At 35.8% G+C, this 20,640-nt stretch carries 19 protein-coding genes and 1 other RNA gene; 19 read left to right on the top strand and 1 reads right to left on the bottom strand.

The window, feature by feature from the left end:
• The first annotated feature begins 4 nt into the window (after positions 1–4).
• The 19 genes from aspS to ACQKMD_RS07405 all read left to right on the top strand — a co-directional run bounded on the left by aspS (position 5) and on the right by ACQKMD_RS07405 (position 19,720).
• The gene (gene aspS, locus ACQKMD_RS07315) at positions 5–1,783 is read left to right on the top strand and encodes an aspartate--tRNA ligase (protein ID WP_427750748.1); all 1,779 of its coding nucleotides are present in this window, start codon (positions 5–7) and stop codon (positions 1,781–1,783) included.
• Between the two features lie 44 nt (positions 1,784–1,827).
• A non-coding RNA gene (gene ssrS / locus ACQKMD_RS07320) (6S RNA) lies at positions 1,828–2,009 on the top strand.
• Between the two features lie 174 nt (positions 2,010–2,183).
• Positions 2,184–2,897: a glucosamine-6-phosphate deaminase gene (locus ACQKMD_RS07325; protein ID WP_427750750.1), complete on the top strand. Its 714-nt coding sequence runs from the start codon at positions 2,184–2,186 to the stop codon at positions 2,895–2,897.
• Positions 2,898–3,484: 587 nt separating this feature from the next.
• The gene (gene nagA, locus ACQKMD_RS07330) at positions 3,485–4,645 is read left to right on the top strand and encodes an N-acetylglucosamine-6-phosphate deacetylase (RefSeq protein ID WP_427750752.1); all 1,161 of its coding nucleotides are present in this window, start codon (positions 3,485–3,487) and stop codon (positions 4,643–4,645) included.
• Positions 4,646–4,690: 45 nt separating this feature from the next.
• Positions 4,691–5,413, top strand: a complete 723-nt coding sequence (locus ACQKMD_RS07335) for a GntR family transcriptional regulator (protein WP_427750754.1) — start codon at positions 4,691–4,693, stop codon at positions 5,411–5,413.
• A 4-nt stretch (positions 5,414–5,417) separates the two neighbouring features.
• A complete protein-coding gene (locus ACQKMD_RS07340) occupies positions 5,418–6,137 on the top strand; it encodes a sugar isomerase domain-containing protein (protein ID WP_427750756.1) in 720 nt (239 codons plus the stop codon).
• Positions 6,138–6,160: 23 nt separating this feature from the next.
• On the top strand, positions 6,161–6,430 hold the full coding sequence (locus tag ACQKMD_RS07345; protein WP_427750758.1) for a phosphocarrier protein HPr: 270 nt from the start codon (positions 6,161–6,163) through the stop codon (positions 6,428–6,430).
• Positions 6,424–8,142: a phosphoenolpyruvate--protein phosphotransferase gene (gene ptsP, locus ACQKMD_RS07350; protein WP_427750759.1), complete on the top strand. Its 1,719-nt coding sequence runs from the start codon at positions 6,424–6,426 to the stop codon at positions 8,140–8,142. The genes ACQKMD_RS07345 and ptsP overlap by 7 nt, the downstream gene beginning before the upstream one ends.
• A 165-nt stretch (positions 8,143–8,307) precedes the next feature.
• Positions 8,308–9,480 carry a GNAT family N-acetyltransferase gene (locus ACQKMD_RS07355; RefSeq protein WP_427750761.1) on the top strand — a complete coding sequence of 391 codons (1,173 nt, stop codon included), beginning with the start codon at positions 8,308–8,310 and terminating at the stop codon, positions 9,478–9,480.
• 220 nt (positions 9,481–9,700) lie between these two features.
• Positions 9,701–10,012, top strand: a complete 312-nt coding sequence (locus ACQKMD_RS07360) for a PTS sugar transporter subunit IIB (RefSeq protein ID WP_427750763.1) — start codon at positions 9,701–9,703, stop codon at positions 10,010–10,012.
• 18 nt (positions 10,013–10,030) lie between these two features.
• Positions 10,031–10,351, top strand: a complete 321-nt coding sequence (locus ACQKMD_RS07365) for a PTS lactose/cellobiose transporter subunit IIA (protein ID WP_427750764.1) — start codon at positions 10,031–10,033, stop codon at positions 10,349–10,351.
• Positions 10,352–10,409: 58 nt separating this feature from the next.
• A complete protein-coding gene (locus tag ACQKMD_RS07370) occupies positions 10,410–11,738 on the top strand; it encodes a PTS sugar transporter subunit IIC (protein WP_427750766.1) in 1,329 nt (442 codons plus the stop codon).
• A gap of 24 nt (positions 11,739–11,762) precedes the next feature.
• A complete protein-coding gene (locus ACQKMD_RS07375; protein ID WP_427750768.1) occupies positions 11,763–12,860 on the top strand; it encodes a DUF871 domain-containing protein in 1,098 nt (365 codons plus the stop codon).
• Between the two features lie 86 nt (positions 12,861–12,946).
• A complete protein-coding gene (locus ACQKMD_RS07380; protein ID WP_427750769.1) occupies positions 12,947–13,933 on the top strand; it encodes an N-acetylglucosamine kinase in 987 nt (328 codons plus the stop codon).
• A gap of 1,808 nt (positions 13,934–15,741) precedes the next feature.
• Positions 15,742–16,503, top strand: coding sequence for a tRNA threonylcarbamoyladenosine dehydratase (locus ACQKMD_RS07385; RefSeq protein ID WP_038187302.1), 762 nt, complete (start codon positions 15,742–15,744; stop codon positions 16,501–16,503).
• A 198-nt stretch (positions 16,504–16,701) separates the two neighbouring features.
• Positions 16,702–17,019, top strand: a complete 318-nt coding sequence (locus ACQKMD_RS07390; RefSeq protein WP_427750771.1) for a PadR family transcriptional regulator — start codon at positions 16,702–16,704, stop codon at positions 17,017–17,019.
• On the top strand, positions 17,016–17,519 hold the full coding sequence (locus tag ACQKMD_RS07395; RefSeq protein WP_427750772.1) for a DUF2812 domain-containing protein: 504 nt from the start codon (positions 17,016–17,018) through the stop codon (positions 17,517–17,519). The genes ACQKMD_RS07390 and ACQKMD_RS07395 overlap by 4 nt, the downstream gene beginning before the upstream one ends.
• Positions 17,520–17,589: 70 nt before the next feature.
• Positions 17,590–18,489, top strand: coding sequence for an ABC transporter ATP-binding protein (locus tag ACQKMD_RS07400; RefSeq protein WP_427750774.1), 900 nt, complete (start codon positions 17,590–17,592; stop codon positions 18,487–18,489).
• Positions 18,482–19,720, top strand: coding sequence for an ABC transporter permease (locus ACQKMD_RS07405; RefSeq protein WP_427750776.1), 1,239 nt, complete (start codon positions 18,482–18,484; stop codon positions 19,718–19,720). The genes ACQKMD_RS07400 and ACQKMD_RS07405 overlap by 8 nt, the downstream gene beginning before the upstream one ends.
• 86 nt (positions 19,721–19,806) lie before the next feature.
• Here ACQKMD_RS07405 and ACQKMD_RS07410 read toward each other — a convergent pair whose 3' ends face one another.
• A complete protein-coding gene (locus ACQKMD_RS07410; RefSeq protein ID WP_427750778.1) occupies positions 19,807–20,433 on the bottom strand; it encodes a kinase in 627 nt (208 codons plus the stop codon).
• Positions 20,434–20,640: the final 207 nt, after the last annotated feature.

Here is a 20,640-nt window from a genome sequence, read left to right on the forward strand (position 1 = left end):
AATCATGGCAAAAAGAACACATGAATGTGGTATTTTACGTGGCGCTCATGAAGGCGAACGCGTTGTATTAAAAGGATGGGTACAACGTCGTCGCGATTTCGGCGGACTAATTTTCGTTGACCTACGTGACCGTACAGGACTTGTACAAATCGTTTTCAATCCTGAAAATTCTCAAGAAGCATTAGATATTGCGGATTCTCTTCGTAGCGAATTCGTTGTAGAAGTAGAAGGTACTGTAGCATTACGTGATCCGGAAATGATCAATCCAAACATGGAAACTGGTATGGTTGAAGTTTTAATTGATCAAATAACAATCATTAACAAAGCTAAAACACCACCGTTTGCAATTGAGGATCGCACTGAAGTAAACGAAGACTTGCGTTTAAAATACCGTTACTTAGACTTACGTCGTCCAGTAATGTTTGATACATTCAAACTTCGCTCTGACGTGACAAAAGTAATTCGTAACTTTTTACAAGATGAAGGTTTCTTAGAAGTTGAAACGCCAATTTTAACAAAATCAACTCCAGAAGGCGCACGTGACTATTTAGTTCCTTCACGTGTACATGAAGGTGAATTTTACGCTTTACCACAATCACCACAATTATTTAAACAATTATTAATGATTGGTGGATTTGAGCGCTACTTCCAAATCGCACGCTGCTTCCGTGATGAAGATTTACGTGCTGATCGTCAGCCTGAATTCACTCAGATTGATATGGAAATGAGTTTCATGTCACAAGATGAAATCATCGAATTAAACGAAAAATTAATTCAAAAAGTTATGAAAGAAGTTAAAGGAATTAATATTCCAGCTCCATTCCAACGTATGACTTATAACGATGCAATGTCTCGTTATGGTTCTGATAAGCCTGATGTTCGTTTTGATTTAGAACTTATTGAATTAAGCGATGTTGTTGCAGGTTGTAACTTCAAAGTATTCGCCAGTACTGTTGAAAACGGTGGACAAGTAAAAGGTCTTAACATTAAAGGTGCAAATGATAAATATTCTCGTAAAGATCTTGACGAATTAACGAAATTTGTTGGTCGTTACGGTGCGAAAGGCCTTGCGTGGATTAAGGTAACTGAAGAAGGATTAACTGGTCCAATCGGTAAGTTCTTTGATGATGAATTTGGTGAAAAACTTGTTGAACGTATGCAAGCTGAACCAGGTGATACATTAGTATTCGTAGCTGATAAAAAATCAGTTGTTGCTGATTCGCTAGGTGCTTTACGTAAAAAACTTGGAAAAGACCTTGGATTAATTGATGAATCTCGTTTTGCATTCCTATGGATTACAGAGTGGCCATTACTTGAATACAGCGAAGATGATGACCGTTACTATGCGGCACACCACCCATTCACTCGTCCATTCGATGAAGATCTTGAAAAAATGGATACTGAACCAGATGCAGTTAAAGCACAAGCGTATGACATCGTATTAAATGGCTACGAACTTGGTGGCGGATCATTACGTATTCACGAGAAAGATTTACAAGAAAAAATGTTCAAAACACTTGGCTTCACTGATGAAGAAGCAAAAGAACAATTTGGTTTCCTAATGAATGCGTTTGAGTATGGTACTCCTCCACACGGTGGTTTAGCATTCGGTCTTGACCGTTTCATTATGTTACTAGCTGGTCGTGACAACTTACGTGATACTATTGCATTCCCTAAAACTGCAAGTGCAAGTTGTGTCTTAACAAATGCGCCAAGTACAGTATCATTAGCGCAATTAGATGAGTTAAATATCCGCACAAAAACATTGGCAGACGAGAAGTGAATCTTTTGAATTGTCAGAATTAATGTGGTAATATGTATTTAAAGCGAATCCTGATGTGTTCGTTATAAGCTTATCAGTTTTGACCGAACATTTTATCGTTGGGAGTTCACATTTTGAGATGGCGAACATGCCTGTAATGGGACGTTTAAAGTTTTGAAGAGAACACCCACCTGCTTATTGCGGGTTCAAAACGATTAGATTTTAAGACGGCACAATCGGGATTCGTTAACTATTAAATCACACCCTCTCAATGAAAATTGGGAGGTTTTTTTATATAATTTTTTCTTTAGTATGGGTATATCATTGGGGAAATAAACACTTTTTTATTTTTTTGTTGGCGTCCATTGAAACAATGGTTTAAAGTGTAAGTAAATAAATTGAAATGAGAAGGTGTATTAAGTTGAGCAATCACATAAAAACAGAATTGAAGATTGAAACAATAAATGATTTAGGTGCATTATATGACCGAGCATTTAATGTTGTAAAAAACGCCTTAGATAAGGGTTCTAAAAACTTTGGCTTGGCTACAGGTGGTACAATGTTACCTCTTTATGACCGAATTCGTAATAGTGATCTTGATTTTACTCAGTGTAAAAGTGTTAACTTAGATGAATATGTTGGACTACCAAAAGCTCATCCTGAGAGTTACATAGCATTTATGAAACAACAACTGTTCCATGATAAACCATTTAAAAAATCTAATTTACCTAATGGCGAAGCAGTAGATCCACACGCAGAAGCTGCTCGTTATGAAATGCTTTTACAACAAATGACTTTGGATTTCCAATTACTTGGTATTGGGGAAAACGGACATATTGGCTTTAATGAACCAGGTACACCATTTGATAGCGAAACACATGTTGTAGAACTTGAAGAATCAACAAGAATAGCAAATGCACGATTTTTCAATTCTTTAAATGAAGTACCTACAGAAGCAATTACAATGGGGATTTCTTCAATCATGCGTGCTAAACAAATTTTATTAATTGCAGTTGGTGAAAAGAAACGTCCTGCTTTAGAAGCATTGTTAAAAGGTGAAGTTACAGAGGAAATACCAGTAACGATCTTAAAAAAACATCCGAATGTAATTGTGTTAACAGATTTGGTTATCTAAATAGAGTGTTTACACAAATCTTTCAGGTGAATGGGTATTGTCTATCCCAAGCAACTTGAAAGATTTTTTGAATTTCGCAGATAAAAAAATGTCGGTGAGAGTAGTAAATACTTATGAGAGAGAATATAGTTTAGATATAGGAGGAGTATTTTTGCGGAATAAAGTATGAACTCGAAACTGAGAAAAGAAGCTTATAAACTAACTGTTATAAGTTGAAACAGACTTACTATTCTATTTATTTTGTAAAAAAATAAAGAAATATTGAATTTTTTCTTTTCATTTATATGGAAACGTTTTATAATTGGTATAGACAACTATACCAAAAGATTTTTATGTATATATAAGATAAGATATTTTAACTAAGTGTCATTAAAGATGATTGAATCTTTGAAATTCACAATCATGACAATGATCAGTGAAGATAGGTTAAGAGAGTAGGATAGAGTTTTCAAATATTAATGTGTATACAATAGAGAACGAGAACTCGTCACTTTTTATACTTGTAAGCAATTTAGCTGAGGTAAGTTAGGATACTAAAAATCAGAATATACATATTTAATTCTGATTTTACTTAGGAGAGACAGTATATGAGTGGAACAATTTTAATTTCAAACGTAACGATTGTTAACTATGACCAAGATGTATTTATAGGTGATCTTTACCTTGAAGGTGGTAAAATTGCTAAAGTTGGTAAGAGATTAAGAGTTAAAGCACAACATACTATTGACGGAACTTCTAAAGGTTGGATTGTTTTCCCTGGATATATTGATATGCATATACACGGTTCAGACGGTTTTGACGTAATGGATGCAACGGAAGAAGCGTTGCAAGGCATTGCTCGTTCATTACCTAAAGAGGGTACAACAAGTTTTCTTGCCACTACTATGACGCAGTCTATAGATGTTATTGAGAAAACTCTTCAAACTGCTGCTGCATATAAAGGTGGTTTGGATGAAGCGGAAATGTTAGGGATACATGTCGAAGGCCCGTATATTTCTAAGGAAAGAGCTGGAGCACAGCCACTACAATATATTATTGAACCTTCAATTCAACAGTTTCTTCAATGGCAGGAGATTAGTGAAGGTCGTATTAAACAAATTACAGTAGCTCCTGAAGTGAATAACGGTTTTGAATTTATCGAAGCTGTTAGTAAAGTAGGAATCGTAGTATCAATAGGGCATTCAGATGCTAAGTCAGATGAAGTTGAGCGTGCCGTTCTGCTCGGTGCAAAGCAAGCAACTCATCTATATAACCAAATGCGTCCTTTTCACCATCGAGAACCAGGAGTTGTCGGTGATGTCCTACTAGAAGATGACTTAAAAGTAGAAATAATAGCAGATTTCATTCATAGTCATCCAAAATCAGTGAAATTTGCTTATCGGTTAAAGCAAGCCTCACGAATTATATTGATTACTGATGCAATGAGAGCTAAAGGACTCGAATACGGAGTGTATGATTTAGGCGGTCAAGCAGTAAAGGTAACAGAAACTGGTGCACATTTATCTGATGGTACGTTAGCTGGAAGCGTGTTAACGATGGAGCAAGCCGTAAAAAACGTGTATGCTGTCACGAAATGTTCATTACAGGAATTAGTGTCTATGTCTTCAAATAACGCTGCTAGACAACTGAAATTACCTTTGAAAGGGTATATTAATCCAGGGATGGATGCAGATTTAGTTATTTTAGATGCAAATTTAAATGTACAAAAGACTATATGCCACGGTAAAGTTGTATTTGAGAAAGAATAACAAGCTGTAGTTTAGTAATTAACTACATGAAAGGTGGAGAAATGCTTGTTAGATAAAAATTCACCAGTTCCAATGTATATACAAATTGAAGAGTTTTTAAAAGGCAAAATTTTTGAAGAGGAATATAAAGTAGGTGAAAATATTCCTTCTGAAAGAGAGTTTTCCGAACAGTTAGGCGTAAGTCGTATGACTGTAAGGCATGCTATCACAAATTTAGTTAATAGCGGTTTGCTTTATCGAGAAAAAGGTCGAGGTACTTACGTAGCGAATCCAAAATTAGAGCAGCCGTTAAGTGGACTGACTAGTTTTACGGAAGATATGCGTTCAAGAGGCTATGAACCTAGCAATAAGCTCATTCGTTTCGAAAAGATTATACCTCCAATCGACATTGCCAAAGCATTGCAAATGAAAACAGGTGATGAAGTATTTTCGGTTGTTCGAATTCGTAACGCAGATCAGCTACCAATGGCCATTGAAAGAACGTATATACCTGTAGAAATTATTCCCGATTTAGATAAGAGTATGGTTTTGGGTTCGTTATACTCACTAATTGAAGAACGAAATCATCAAAAGATTGGTCATGCTTCTCAATTAATGGAAGCAGCACTCGTAACAAAAGAAGATAGCAAACTACTGAATATTGAGCAACCATCAGCTGTATTAATTATCGAACGAAAAAGTTATTTAAACACTGGAGTACCATTTGAATTAGTGCGTAGTACATATCGTGCAGATCGCTATAAATTTATCAGTGAAATTCAGAGGTGATAACATGCATCAATATTTTCAAGAGGTTCAACAATTATTAAACGTTATTGTAGAAGAAGAACAATCTAATATGACAAAAGCTGCCGAATTGATTGCAGAGCGTATTCAAAAAGGAGGCATTTTACAACTATTCGGTTGTGGTCACTCGCATATATTAGCTCAAGAAGCTTTTTACCGGGCAGGTGGTTTAGTACCTGTTCGCCCCATATTCATAGAGCCTTTGATGCTACATAAAGGTGCACTAACTTCTTCTTCTAATGAAAAGGATCCTAATTTCATAGCACAACATCGTCATCAATTTGAGTTTAACTCAAATGATGTATTAATTATTGTTTCCACGTCAGGTAGAAATGTTGTACCCATTGATGTAGCACTACTAGCAAAAGAATCTGGGGTGCGTGTAATTTCATTACAGTCTCTTCATTATAAAGAGCAAGTATCAAAACATAGCACACGAAAACGTCTAGAGGAAACAGTAGATTTCGTTTTAGATACACATATTCCAATAGGTGATGGATTGTTATGGCAAGATAGCGTACAGTATGGCCCTGCTTCTACAACAATCGGTTCAGCCATATTGAATACGACGCTATCTCAAGTGATTGAAATTCTTGCTAGAGAAGGTGAAGAGCCACCTGTATTTGAAAGTGCAAATCTAGATGGTAGTCAAGAGAAAAATGATTATATGATAGCAAAGTATAGTAGACGAATAAACTTCGAATAAATATAAGTACGGGGGAGATTAATATGGAGAAAACATTTAAAATTACTAGTCCAGTAGGATTACATGCACGTCCATCAACAGTATTAGTTGCAGGTGTAACACCTTTTGCATCAGATATACAGCTCGAGTACAAAGGTAAAACAGTCAATTTAAAATCTATTTTGGGCGTTATGTCATTAGGCGTTCCAACCGGTGAAGTTGTAACTATTAAAGCAGATGGTCCAGATGCAGAAGCAGCACTCGCAAAAGTTTCAGAATTGATGATTTCAGAAGGCCTAGGACAAGAATGTTAGAGATTAAAGGCATTGCAGTCTCAAATGGTATAGCTATAGCGAATGCGTACTGCTTAGTAGAACCAGATCTTTCCTTTGACAAATTGACTATTACTAATATAGAAGCGGAGAAATTACGCTTTAATGCAGTTGTTTCTAAGACGAAAATGGAACTAGAAGCGATTCGTGAAGCTGCGGAGAAGAAATTTGGTCACGATAAAGCAGAAATCTTTTCCGCACACTTACTAGTATTACAAGACCCAGAGATGTTAAACGCGATTGAAGTCCAGATTAGTGAAGGTATAAATGCCGAATTTGCTTTACAAGAAACATCAACTATGTTTATTAAGTTATTTGAATCTATGGATAATGAATACATGCAAGAACGCGCAGCTGATATTCGCGATGTAGCAAAGCGTTTATTGGCAAATTTATTGGGCATTGAATTACCTGATTATAGTCGTTTATCAAATGATGTAATTATCGTTGCTGATGATTTGACACCATCGATGACTGCACAGCTTGATAAAACGCATGTAAAGGGCTTTGTAACAAATATTGGAGGGCGTACATCTCACTCAGCTATTCTTGCAAGAACAATGGAGATACCTGCTGTTGTAGGTACGAAATTGGCAACAACTATTATACCTCATGGAGCAAAGCTTATATTAGATGGCGCAAAAGGAACTGTAATATTAGATGCCACAGAAGAAATCGTTGCGGACTATTTATTAGCTCAAGAAGCGTTTGTAGCAGAGAGTGCAATGTTCCAGCACTTTGTGACATCTGAAAGCGTAAGTGCAGATGGATACTATATAGAGTTAGCAGGCAATATTGGTAAGCCAGAGGATGTAGATAATGTTTTGGCTAACGGAGGTGATGGAATTGGCTTATTCCGCACAGAGTTTTTATATATGGACCGTCAAGAATTACCATCAGAAGAAGAGCAATTTACGGCTTACAAAACAGTACTTGAAAAGATGGGAAGTAAACCAACTGTTGTTAGAACATTGGATATAGGTGGTGACAAAGAATTACCATATTTGAAATTAGAGCATGAGATGAATCCTTTCTTAGGACATAGAGCTGTAAGACTTTGTTTGGAACAACAGGATATATTCCGTACGCAGCTACGTGCACTTCTCCGTGCAAGTATATACGGTAATTTGAAAATCATGTTCCCTATGATTGCAACACTCGATGAATTCCGCAAAGCGAAGGCATTATTAGATGAGGAACAAGAGAAGTTATTAATAGAAGGAATTGAAGTTTCAACAGATATTGAAATTGGAATGATGGTAGAAATTCCTTCAGCGGCTCTCATTGCAGATTTATTTGCTAAAGAAGCTGATTTCTTATCTATTGGTACAAATGATTTAATCCAATATACTTTAGCTGCTGATCGTATGAATGAAAAAGTTGCTTACTTGTATCAACCATTTCATCCTGCCATTTTGCGCCTAGTGAAAATGGTGATTGATGCCGCTCATGCTAATGGTAAATGGGTAGGAATGTGTGGAGAAATGGCTGGAGATGAGATAGCTATACCTATTCTTCTTGCTTTAGGATTGGATGAATTTTCAATGAGTGCATCTTCTATATTACGTGCGCGTGCGCAAATTTCGGACCTCTCAAAAGAAGAATTAACACAACATTTAGAAAAAATAATGCTACTAGCTACATCAATGGAAGTAGAACAATATATGAAAAAACTATTAGATATGAACAATTAATTTGATTATTACTACAAAGGAATTTTTCATGTGTCAATGGAATGTCGGCAACCCCTGAAGATTGGAATTGCCGACATTTTTTATACAAAAAAATATCAATAAAACCATTATAATTCCCATAATTAGAAGATATAACGCAGTTGTACTATTAAGGGGGAGATACCGATGATTCAATTAGTACCACTAGAGGATAGTGAACAAGTTCATCGATTGCGAGATTATAGTTTTTCGAATAAATATATTGGAGAAAAAAGAGAAGATTTCCAACACTGGATAGAATATAGTACAACGATTGGAGCATATGATGGAAGAAAATTAGTTGGTCAATTGCTCATACTCCCTTTGAATATGACTATTCATCAAATCTCGTACAAAATGGGGGGGATTGGATTTGTATGTACTTATCCAGAGTATCGAAATAGAGGAATTATGAAAAAACTCATGATTCGTGCTTTGGAAGAAATGCGAGAAAATGGCCAATGTATTTCTGTATTAGCTCCATTTTCTGTCTCTTTTTATCGTTATTTTGGGTGGGAATTATTTTTTGATAAGCTCAATTACTCAATACCTAGTGAAGCGTTCCCTAATTTCGGTAACCAGTTAGATGATATAAAAAGATTTAGTTTTGAATGGCTTGATGAACAACTTTTTGAAGACGTCTATACTTTTTATAATGACAATGCAGATGGTGTTAATGGCTTTATGAAGCGTGATGCTACTTGGTGGAAAAGAATTAAACGCAGAGAGTCTGATAGTCATTTTGCGGTTTATTATAAAGACGATAAAATCCATGGTTTTATACGCTATCAAATTCAAAATCTCACTTTTATTATTAAAGAATTTGTCGTAAAGGATTATTTTGCTGAACAGGCAATTTGGCGTTATGTTTCTTCTCATAGTGCAAGTGTTTATCATATTACTGGTAATACTACAGCAACGAGTCATTTTGGATTCCATTTTAACCAGCCACAGTTTAAAAAAGAAGTTGTTCAAGACTGTATGGTGAGAATTGTAGATGTTGCAGCGTTTTTAAAAGAATACAATTGGGCGGAATTAACGGAAAACTTGTATTTACGTATTCAGGACCCGTTTGCCCAGTGGAATGAGAAGCTTTACTGTATTACTAATGGGGGGCATATTGAAGTAGTCAAAACAGATAACATTGAGAAAGATCAAGTTTTATCGTTGTCGATTAATATTTTTTCAGCTTTAATAGTAGGGTATTTAACTGTTACAGAAGCCGTGCTCTATGCTAATCATCTACTAGATGGAAAAGCCTTAAATCTTTGGATTAAAGCTTTAAAATCAGAAAAACCGTCATTTTATGAGTATTTTTAATATGTACTTAGACAAAGATATTTTATGCAAAAAATTTTTCGAGAAAAATTTTGGACTATACCAGTTGCTAGAAAAAACAGTAAATTCAAGCTATTTAGTGATGTGCCAATAAAAAAATGCGAAAAAAAAGGAAAATAATGCGTTTTAAGGGTATTGTGGTATAGACCAATTTCTGCTATTCTCAATTTAGGAGTTATATTACAAAAAAGGGGTGCTCTTCATGAAAAATATTATGCTCGTTTGTGCTGCAGGTATGAGTACTAGTTTACTAGTAACTAAAATGCAAAAGGCTGCTGAGGGACAAAATTTAGCTGCAGATATTTTCGCAATTTCAGAAAGTGAAGTTGATTCAACATTAAAAACAAAAAATATCGATGTCTTATTATTGGGGCCTCAAGTACGTTATTTGAAAGGACCTTTTGAAGCAAAATATAAAGCTAAAAACTTCCCAATCGAAGTGATCAATATGAGTGATTATGGCATGATGAACGGCGAAAAAGTATTGCAGCACGCACTTAATTTAATCGGATAGTCAAGGAGGGTTACGGTCATGCAAGAAACGGATTTGTTACAGTCAATTATGGGGCTGATTTTGCATAGTGGAAACGTAAAAAGTGATTGTATGGAAGCGATTCAACTTGCTAAACAAGGAAATGTAAGCGCTGCTAAAGAGAAAATAACATTAGCTAATAAATCTTTAGTAGAAGCACATCATTCTCAAACCGCATTATTAACACAAGAAGCTAGAGGAGAAAAAGTAGAGGTTTCAATAATGTTGATCCATGCACAGGATCACTTGATGAATGCCATAACTTTTAAGGATTTAGCAATAGAAATTATAGATTTATATGACCGTCCACAAGGGGCTTAACATCAATCTTGATGTTTACCATAGAAATAATCTATAACACAAAGGAGAGTGGAGAGGGATGTTTCGTTTTTTTGAGGAGAAGTTCGTTCCAGTAGCAGCGAGGATTGGGAATCAAAGACACTTAGTTGCGATTCGTGACGGCTTTATCACAATTATGCCGTTAACTATTGCAGGTTCGTTAGCAGTAATAATCAATAACTTACCGATTAAAGGTTATCAAAAATTAATGGATTCAATTTGGGAACATGGAACATGGACGCAATGGGGGGGGAACGTGTGGAGTGCGACATTTGCCATCATGTCTCTACTTCTTGCCTTTACAGTTTCGTACCATTTAGCTAAAAGCTATGGTAAAGATGGCTTATCTGCCGGGGCAATTGGTTTATCTTGTTATTTGACATTCGGAACATTCGGTGAAGGCGGCTTAAGTGGTCTAACCACAGGAACCGGAGGTATATTCGTTGCATTAATAGCTGCACTCGTATCTTCGGAACTATTTTCACGATTATCTGGCAACAAGCGTTTATTGATTAAAATGCCTGATGGTGTTCCGCCGGCAGTTACAAAATCATTTGCGGCATTATTACCCGCTATTATAACAATTTCATTATTTGCTTTAGTAAGAACAATCATTTCAACAAGTTTTGATATGCCTGATATTATTTCATCATTCTATGCAGCAGTTCAAGAACCATTTATGGGTTTAACAAACACGTGGGTTGCAGCCTTGATCTTAGCATTTGTTCCTGTATTCTTCTGGTCATTTGGTATTCACGGTGCGAATATTATCGATCCATTTATGCAAACTATTAATCTTGATGCAATTGCTAAAAACGTTCAAGCAGTTAATGCTGGTGAAGTTGCACCATATATTATTAACAAACCATTCTTTGATGCTTTCGTAAATATGGGTGGGTCTGGTACAACAATTGCTTTAGTTATTGCTATATTCCTTTTCGCTAGAAAGAATAAGCAGTACACTACGGTAGGTAAAGTTGGTGCCGCACCTTCGTTATTCAATATTAATGAGCCGTTGATGTTCGGTTTACCAATCATTTTAAATCCAAGCTTAGTTATTCCTTTTGTTCTAACACCAATGATCAATGTATCAATTGCTTATTTCGTAACGAAATGGGGATGGGTTCCTGCAGCAACAGTTGCGACGCCTTGGATGGTTCCACCAGTCATCAATGGGTGGTTAACAACGCAATCATGGACAGGTGGAGTTTTAAGTGTCGTATTAATCGCTATTTCAGTTTGTATCTACTTACCGTTCATAGTGGCAGCATCAAGAATTAAAGTAGATAAAACAGAAGGAAAAAAACAATCTACAACAAATCAAGCAGAACTAATGAAAAAACCAGAAGCAGAAAAAGTGAACGTTTAATAGATGGTAAGCGGAGGTATTCAAATGAGAAGATTAGGAATTTCAATTTATCCTCAACACAGTACGCTAGAAGAAATGCAAAACTATATCCAACTAGCGCATGATCATGGTTTTAGTCGCATTTTTACTTGTCTAATGTCTGTGAAAAATACTGAGGAAAAAGAAAAGTTACAACAAATCAATCAGTTTGCGCAACAGCTTGGCTTTCATATTTCCGCTGACATCGCTCCGCAAGTTTTTGAGGAATTAGACTTAACTTATCGTGATATTGGAGCCTTGAAAGAACAGTATCATTTATCTGCATTACGCTTAGATATGGGATTCTCTGGACAGGAGGAGGCGTTCATGTCATTGGACACTTCTAACTTAAAAGTCGAACTTAATATTAGTAATGGAACAAAGTATGTAGAAAATATTTTGTCTTATCAACCAAATCGTGAAAATATTATCGGCTGCCATAATTTCTATCCAAGAAAGTTTACAGGTCTTTCGAGAGCACATTTTATTAAATCTTCAAAGTTATTCAAAGATAATCATATCCGTACTGCGGCGATGATTTCTTCGAATCATGCAAAGTTTGGACCATGGGAGGAAACACTACATGGCTTACCTACATTAGAGGAGCATCGCGGTTTACCAATTACAGTTCAAGCAAAGGATTTATGGCATACGGGCTTAATAGATGATTTGATTATTGGGAATATGTATGCATCGGAAGAAGAGCTACAAGCATTAGGAAAACTGAATCGCCAAAAATTAGAACTTGATATTGTACCATCAGCGGAAAATTCAGAAGTGGAAAATAAAATCATTTTTGAAGAACCTCACTTTAATCGTGGTGATGTCTCTGAATATGTGATTCGCAGTACGCAATCACGCGTTAAATACAAAGCAGAGCAATTCAAATCGCATGATGTATTTGATATTCAAACAGGTGATATTACGATTGATAATGACGAGGATATCCGCTACAAAGGTGAGTTGCAATTAGTGCTAAAGAATATACCGAATTCAGGAAGTGCGAATATTGTAGCAAAAGTAGTACCTGAAGAAATTTATTTGCTTGAGAAAATTCGACCATGGGAATCATTTGGTTTTAAAATGGTAGAGAAAAAAAGTTAGGATGAGTAAAAGGGTTGAGTGCTATGATCTATAGTTCTCAACCTTTTTGCTTATATTGGATGAAGTAAGTAGCTAGGGGGATGAGGATGTTTGTATTAGCGATTGATGGCGGCGGCACCAAAACATGTGCTGTTATTTGTGATGAAGGCGGGCATATCCATGCAATGGTAACAGTCGGTAAAAGTAATCCGACAACTATGAGTAAAATAGAATTTGAACTTGTAATTGAGCAAGCATTAATGCTACTAAATTCACAAAACACAACCGCTTTTACGCAAATTGTAAGATGCTTTGCGGGTATGGCTGGAGTGAAAGAAAAACAATATGATTCAATTCTAATGAATGTTTTACATAATCACTTACCAAAAGAGGCAACGATTGAGATAGCAAATGATGCGACTAATGCGTTGTATGCTGGTACTTTGGGTTCTGAAGGGATTGTACAAATAGCAGGAACTGGAGCAATTACATTGGGGTTAGATGAACAACACCGCATAGTACGTACTTCCGGTTGGGGATATCTATTTGATGATGAAGGAAGTGGCTATGATTTAGGGGTACAAGCTTTAAAAGCAGTATTTAAAGCTTTTGATGGTCGAGGTTATCAAACCAATTTAACAGCAAGGTTATACCAACACTTTCAAGTAGACGCGGTTCCGCAAATAATAGATCATGTCTATGGAGAGGGGCATCCAAGAGCTATTATTTCTCCACTAAGTTTGTATGTGAGCGAAGAAGCTCTAGAAGGCGATATCGTCGCGAGAATTATTATTCAAAAAGCTTGCGAAAAATACTTCCAATCAATCAAAGCATGTATAGATCAAATGACTTGGTCAAAAGAGACGATTCCTGTTGTATTAGCAGGGGGTGTGTTCTCAAATGTAGAACTTTTCATTCCGATTCTTCAAAAATTAGCAAGTAAAGAAGTTGTAGAAATGCAGTTTCAGCCTGCCCTTATGTCACCAATTGGTGGAGCAGTCGTAGGAGCGCTAAGAAAATGTGGGCAATATGTTGATCAAAGGTTTGTCGAGACTTTTAATGAACAAATGTTGACATCAGGTAGTGAAGTGTAAAATTTACAGAAGACTGCAATGTTGCTATTATTATAAAAAAATATCTAGATAAGACCGTTGATTTCCGCTACGGTGGACGCATTCCGCGGGCGGGCGCCAAGTCGCTTCGTCGCTATGCTCCTGCAGGGTCTTGGACTGTCCCGCTATTCCCTCAGGAGTCGCCTTCAATCAACTACACATGTAATATAAACAAATAAATAAAAAAGACCGTTGATTTCCGCTACGGTGGACGCTTTCCACGGGGCGGGCGCCAAGTCGCTTCGTCGCTATGCTCTTGCAGGGTCTTGGACTTCCCGCTAGTCCCGCAGGAGTCGCCACCTTCGCTTCAATCAACTAGAACATGTAATATAAATGCTTTTTTTGAGGTGATAGAAAATAATGATAGTAAAAGAATCTGGAAGAGATCAAATTGAAATTTGGATCCCCCAGTACATCAAGAATAATCTTATGGGGAAAATTGAGGATACGGTGGACAACCTTAAAAAGTTTTGAAAAAAATGTCCATGCAGGAGATGCTTACTTTTGCTGCTATGAATTTAGCCAATTGTCCTTGGCAAAGTTAAGTTCAAAAATGGGATATAAGTTAACACTCAAAGGATATTTTATCTATAAAAAGTATTTTAAATGACCAAAATATAAAAGTAAAGATATTCAGGATGTAAGCATACTGAATACCTTTTGTCTTTATACTGAAGATGATGCTAAAAACAAGCATTATCTTTTTTTAGTGTTAGAAAATGGAGATAAGAAGTTGGGGAATTTAGATGTAAAAAACGATTGTTGTGTATTTGTATTGGGTATTATAGGATTCTAAATTGAGTCTCGGGCAAGTAATATGCACTTCAGTCTTTTCTTGTATGATAATATCGAGCATTTACAAAAAATATAGTTCCAAATAAAAAAAGCATTAAACAAATCCATAAAGCAATAGCAGAATAATTGCTCTTCAATACTACTTCACTAATCGAGTTAACAATAATCATTAAAGCCATTATTATATACATTGCTTTTACAAATTTCATAGTTCTCATAAAAACCCTCTCTCCTTTATTTCAGCATTTCGTTTTTACCGACTTAATAAAACTTACTTTCATTGTATTTTAATTGGTATAAATTAGCAATTTCTATTTGGCGAGTTGCTTATTTTTTAGAGAAATCCATTAGTTATTAATAGATTGTATATTGCAGACTGTAGACAAGCTTAAAGAAATTCGAGTTTGTCTACAGTCATTTTATTTTAAAATATATATAAATAGATAAGACCGTTGATTTCCGCTACGGTAGACGCATTCCGCGGGCGAGCGCCCAAGTCGCTTCGTCGCTATGCTCCTGCAGGGTCTTGGACTTCCCGCTATTCCCGCAGGAGTCGCCACCTTCGCTTCAATCAACTAGACATGTAATATAAACAAATAAATAAGACCGTTTATTTCCGCTACGGTGGACGCATTCCGCGGGCGGGCGCCAAGTCGCTTCGTCGCTATGCTCCTGCAGGGTCTTGGACTTCCCGCTATTCCCGCAGGAGTCGCCACCTTCGCTCCAATCAATTAGACATGTAATAAAAACAATTTTCTGAGGCGATGGAAAAAATGGTAGTAAAAATCTTGAAAGAGATCAAATCGAAATGATTGCTTTGAATCAAGTAGTACCTCAAGAAATCTTAATTTAATATAATTCATCTTGACATACATATTTCTCAAGTCAATCCTTGCAATCCTCTTGCTTTTTGTATATATTTTTCACGATACCTATTTTCTTAGTAATAGGATAGGATTACTTACAAAATTTGAATAAAACGGAGTGAAAGGTATATGTTACATCAATTTTCACGTAATGAATTAGCCATTGGAACAGATGGAATAGATAAACTAAAAAATACAACAGTAGCAATTTTAGGTATAGGCGGTGTTGGATCATTCGCTGCCGAAGCTTGTGCAAGAAGTGGTGTTGGGCGTATTATTTTAGTGGACAAAGACGATGTAGATATTACGAATATTAATCGTCAATTAGTTGCTTATATGTCGACAATTGGTCGCTCAAAATCAGCTGTTATGAAAGAACGCATTGCTGATATTAATCCTGATTGCGAAGTCATCGATTTGCATATGTTCTATACTGAAGAAACGTACGAAAAATTCTTCAGCTATGAACCTGACTATGTAATTGATGCATCAGATACAGTTATTTATAAAATTCATATTATGAAAGAATGTTTAAAACGTGGCGTGAAAATCATTGCAAGTATGGGTGCAGCAAACAAAATGGATCCAACACGTTTCCAAATTGCAGATATTTCAAAAACACATACCGATCCTCTTGCAAAAGTGATTCGTGTGAAATTGCGTAAAGAAGGTATTAAAAAAGGAATCCCTGTAATTTTCTCTGATGAGAGCCCAATTGTTGTTCGTCCAGATGTTGTACAAACAGTCGGTAAACCAGAAGCGGAAATTCGTAAAGCGCAATTGCCACCATCTTCAAATGCGTTTGTACCATCATCTGTTGGTTTAATCGCTGCTAGCTGGGTAGTGCGAGATATTTTGAGTGATATTGAAATTAAAACGGTGAGAGACTAAGCGTAAGTTTAGAAATGTCTCTTTCGTGCAGTGAAAAATAGTGCAGAAGCAAATATGCTTTTGTACTATTTTTTATGTGAGAGATACCATTAAAGCTATTAAATGGACATAAATGTATTGACAAATATATCCGTCTGCTGATATATTTTGTATATCGTCTGCTGATATATCTTCCAGCGATGTAAAGAGGTGGGGTTTATGCAGCAAAATGCGCCTTTAACAGAGGGTGTTTATTATATTTTGCTAGCCTTGTATGAGCCAAGACATGGATATGGCATTATGCAATTGGTGGAGTCATTAAGTAATGGACGGGTGCAGCTTGGGCCAGGCACATTATATGGGGCTATAAAGTCTTTAGTGACTAAAAGGTGGATTGTGCCCTATGAAGAAGATGGGAGGAAAAAGGAATATGTCATCACAGCTCTTGGCAAAGAAGTAGTCGAAGAGGAGGTGAGACGTTTAAAAGAATTATATATGAATGGGCAAAATATACTAAATCAGGAGGGTCCTTTATGATAAAAGCGCATCGCTTTTTTATCGATTATGAAAAGGAGGAAAAATGGCTCGATGCTCAAAGTCAAAAAGGATTACATTTAAAAAAAGCAATTCCCTTCTACTACCAATTTGAAGAAGGCGTGCCAGAGAAATACACTTATCGCTTGGTATTATTACCAAAGGATCGTAAGGAGTATTTAGAATTTTTAGCCTCTACTGGAGTGGAGATAGTAGCGATTTTCATTCTTTGGGCATATGTCCGAAAAAAAGAAGAAGAGCGTTCATTTGAATTGTATTCGGACAGTACATCTAAAATCGCTTATTTGTGTAAAATCTTATTTCTCTATAGTTTTGTATTGATTTTAAATATAGCTAGTTCAATTTTAAATATTATTGTATCGACTAGTGTATGGGGTGGGTTACTAAATGTTAGTGCATCGCTAATAATGTTGATCGCAGTGGTACAAGTGTATACAAGAATACGGTCCTTACAAAAAGAGAAAGAAATTTTCCATAAATAAATTGAATACATATCTGAGGTACATACGTATAGTAATATATTGAAGAAATTAGAATAAAAGGAGACTTTCAATGGCTTTAGTAATTCAAGAAGTGACAAAGAGATATCAAGATTTTGTGGCGGTAGATAATCTTTCTTTTACGATTGAGCAAGGGGAGATTTTCGGTCTGATTGGTCAAAATGGTGCTGGAAAAACGACGACTTTCCGTATGATTTTAGATTTGCAAGAAACAACTGCGGGGACGATCTCGTGGAACGGGCAGTCAATACACTCGATAGATCGTGATTTGCTTGGTTATTTGCCTGAGGAACGAGGAATTTTTCCTACTATGACAGTGGAAGATCAGTTATATTTCTTTGGAGAACTAAGAGGTCGTAAGAAAAAAGATTTAAAAGTGGATGTGAATTATTGGATTGAGCGTTTTGAGCTAGAAGATAAGCGTAAAGCCAAGGCAGAGACGCTTTCTAAAGGGAACCAACAGAAAGTTCAGCTTATTGCCAGTTTCATACATAAGCCGGAGTTTTTGATTTTAGATGAACCATTTAGTGGGTTAGACCCAGTGAACAAAGATTTATTAAAAGAAGCGATATTATTCTTAAAGAATAATGGTACGACAATTCTATTTTCAAGTCACCAGATGGAAAATGTAGAAGAGTTGTGTGATCATTTATGCTTGTTAAAAAGAGGGGTATCATTGTTCTCTGGTAGTTTATTAGATTTGAAAAAACAATATGGTAAAACAAAGTTAACTGTGAGAACTGAAAAGACCGTAGCGGAGCTTAGTGTTTTACCAGGTGTTAAAGATGTAGCCATAGGAAAAGAGCAATACACACTTACTTTAGAGGATGAATCGTATGCAAAGGGGATTTTCGATATCGTCTCGAATGGTGGTTATATTGAAAAATTCAGCCTTGATTATTTATCCTTAGATGAAATTTTCAAAGATAAGGTAGGTGGCGTCAATGTCTAAGTTTTGGCTGTTAGTGAAGCAATTATACACACAAAAGATTAAAGCGAAGTCATTTATTTTCTCTATTCTTTTATATATTGTAATCATTAGTTGTGTTATGTTCTGGTCAAATATTAAAGATGCACTGTTTGCAGAGGAGCCTTTGAAGGTTGCTTTGTTAAATGATACAGATGCAGATTTAAAAGCGCTATTTACTTCAAGTCCAGATATGGAATTTTCATTCCCAAAAGAAGATAGAGCTTCAGCTGAGAAAAAGGTTACAGAGGAAGAATTAGATGCTGCAATTTTTATTAAAGACGAGGGTGGATCGTTAGTAGCGGAAATTGCGACATTTACTCCGCTAACGTTTAATGACCAACAAACGGTATCTTCTAGTATTCAATATGCAGGGAAGATTTATGAAGTACAGCAACTTAATTTATCAGCAGAGCAAGCGGATAAAATTTTGCAATCTGAAACAAAGATTTCAATGAAAAATTTAAACGAAGATACAGCTGGTGGGAAAAGTGAGGAAGAGAAATCAGCTGGTATTGGAGCTTCATTTTTAGTAGGTATTATGATTTACTCATTTGTAATCTCATTCTTATCGATGATCACGACGGATGTTGCATCTGAGAAGGGGTCACGTGTTTTAGAAGTACTACTTGCAAGTATCAAACCGGTTACACATTTTTTAGCGAAACTAACGGGTACATTTTTCTTAGCATTAACGCAAATTGTTATTTTACTTGGGGCATTATCGCTGCTATTTATCGTAGTGGATGGCGGTTCGAAATGGGATACTGTCATTAAAGTGGTAGGGGGATTGTCTGCAGGCTATGTTGGTTATGCGCTTGCGTTTTTATTATTATCAATTATGTTGTTCCTAATTATGGGTGCTTTACTTGGTTCGCTTGTGTCTAAAGTAGAGGAATCAAGTCAAGCGATGATGCCAGCAATGATGCTTGGAATGATTGGATTTTACGTTTTAATGTCTGGTCTGTATAGCCCAGATACAATTCTTATAAAAGTATTCTCTTATATTCCATTTACATCAGGAATGATTATGCCACTGCGTATTGGGGCTACTGATATTGCAGCAACAGAACCGATGATCTCACTGGGTATACTTATTGTGACTGTAGTCTTATTATTCATGCTTAGTCTATCGTTCTATAAACGTAGCGTATTAACTTATAGCACGGGTGGTATTATCCAAAAGATCAAAACGGTTTTAAAAGTAACGACATGATAAAGTGTTTATGTGTTTAGATAGTATATAAGCAATAATATAAAAGAGGCCCCCTTACTTTAATTACTAAAGCAAGGGGGCTTTGTTTAAATACATGCGTTATATATTATATCTGCATTTCTAGTGGGGTTTTCTATATCCAGGTAATGTTCTTCTCCTAACCAGTATCTTCTTTTATACTTTAAAAGTATTGCTTGTTTATCTCCAATATACGAATCACGATTTAAAATTCTCTCATATCTTACTTCGCGAGGACAGTCTAAAAATATAATAAAGTCGTAAAACTCTCTCCATTCTTTTCTTTGTAGAAATACACCTTCTATAAGAATGATACTATCAGATGTTACAGAAATTTGTTTAGTTGTGATTGTATCAGTAGATTTATTATAGAAAGGTAAATTGATATCTTTTATACTATTTTTTAACACTTCGAATAATTTAGTTGCTAACAACTTAATGTCCCATTGTAAATAGTAATATTCATACCATTCCTCGTATCCGGTTTGGTATCTTTTATTTTTTTTTACAATATGATCATCAATATGTAAAATGACCAACTTATTATTGATATTTAATTCTTGCTCGATTTTTTTTACTAATGTGGTTTTACCTGCACCACTTAAACCATCTATTGCAACAATTAGAGGGCGGTCTTTATATGTGCGTGTAGAAAATTGAAGTAATAATTTTTCTGTTAGTGCTTTAATGGTCATCTTATTACCCCCTTTTTTAAATACATGATAAATTCTGGATTTTTTACACCTGAATCAATTTCATAAATCGTATTTTTTTAGAGCACAGAGAACTCCCATAGTACAAAATCCGTTTTTAAAAATTAAGCTACGTTTGGTTGTTCACGTAAAACTTGGTTGATACGATCGACTGCTAGTTTGCTCGCGTTGTAAATCAGTGTAATCAAT

The sequence above is a fragment of the Viridibacillus sp. NPDC096237 genome, from assembly GCF_050278625.1.
In the GTDB taxonomy this organism is placed as follows: Bacteria; Bacillota; Bacilli; order Bacillales_A; family Planococcaceae; genus Viridibacillus.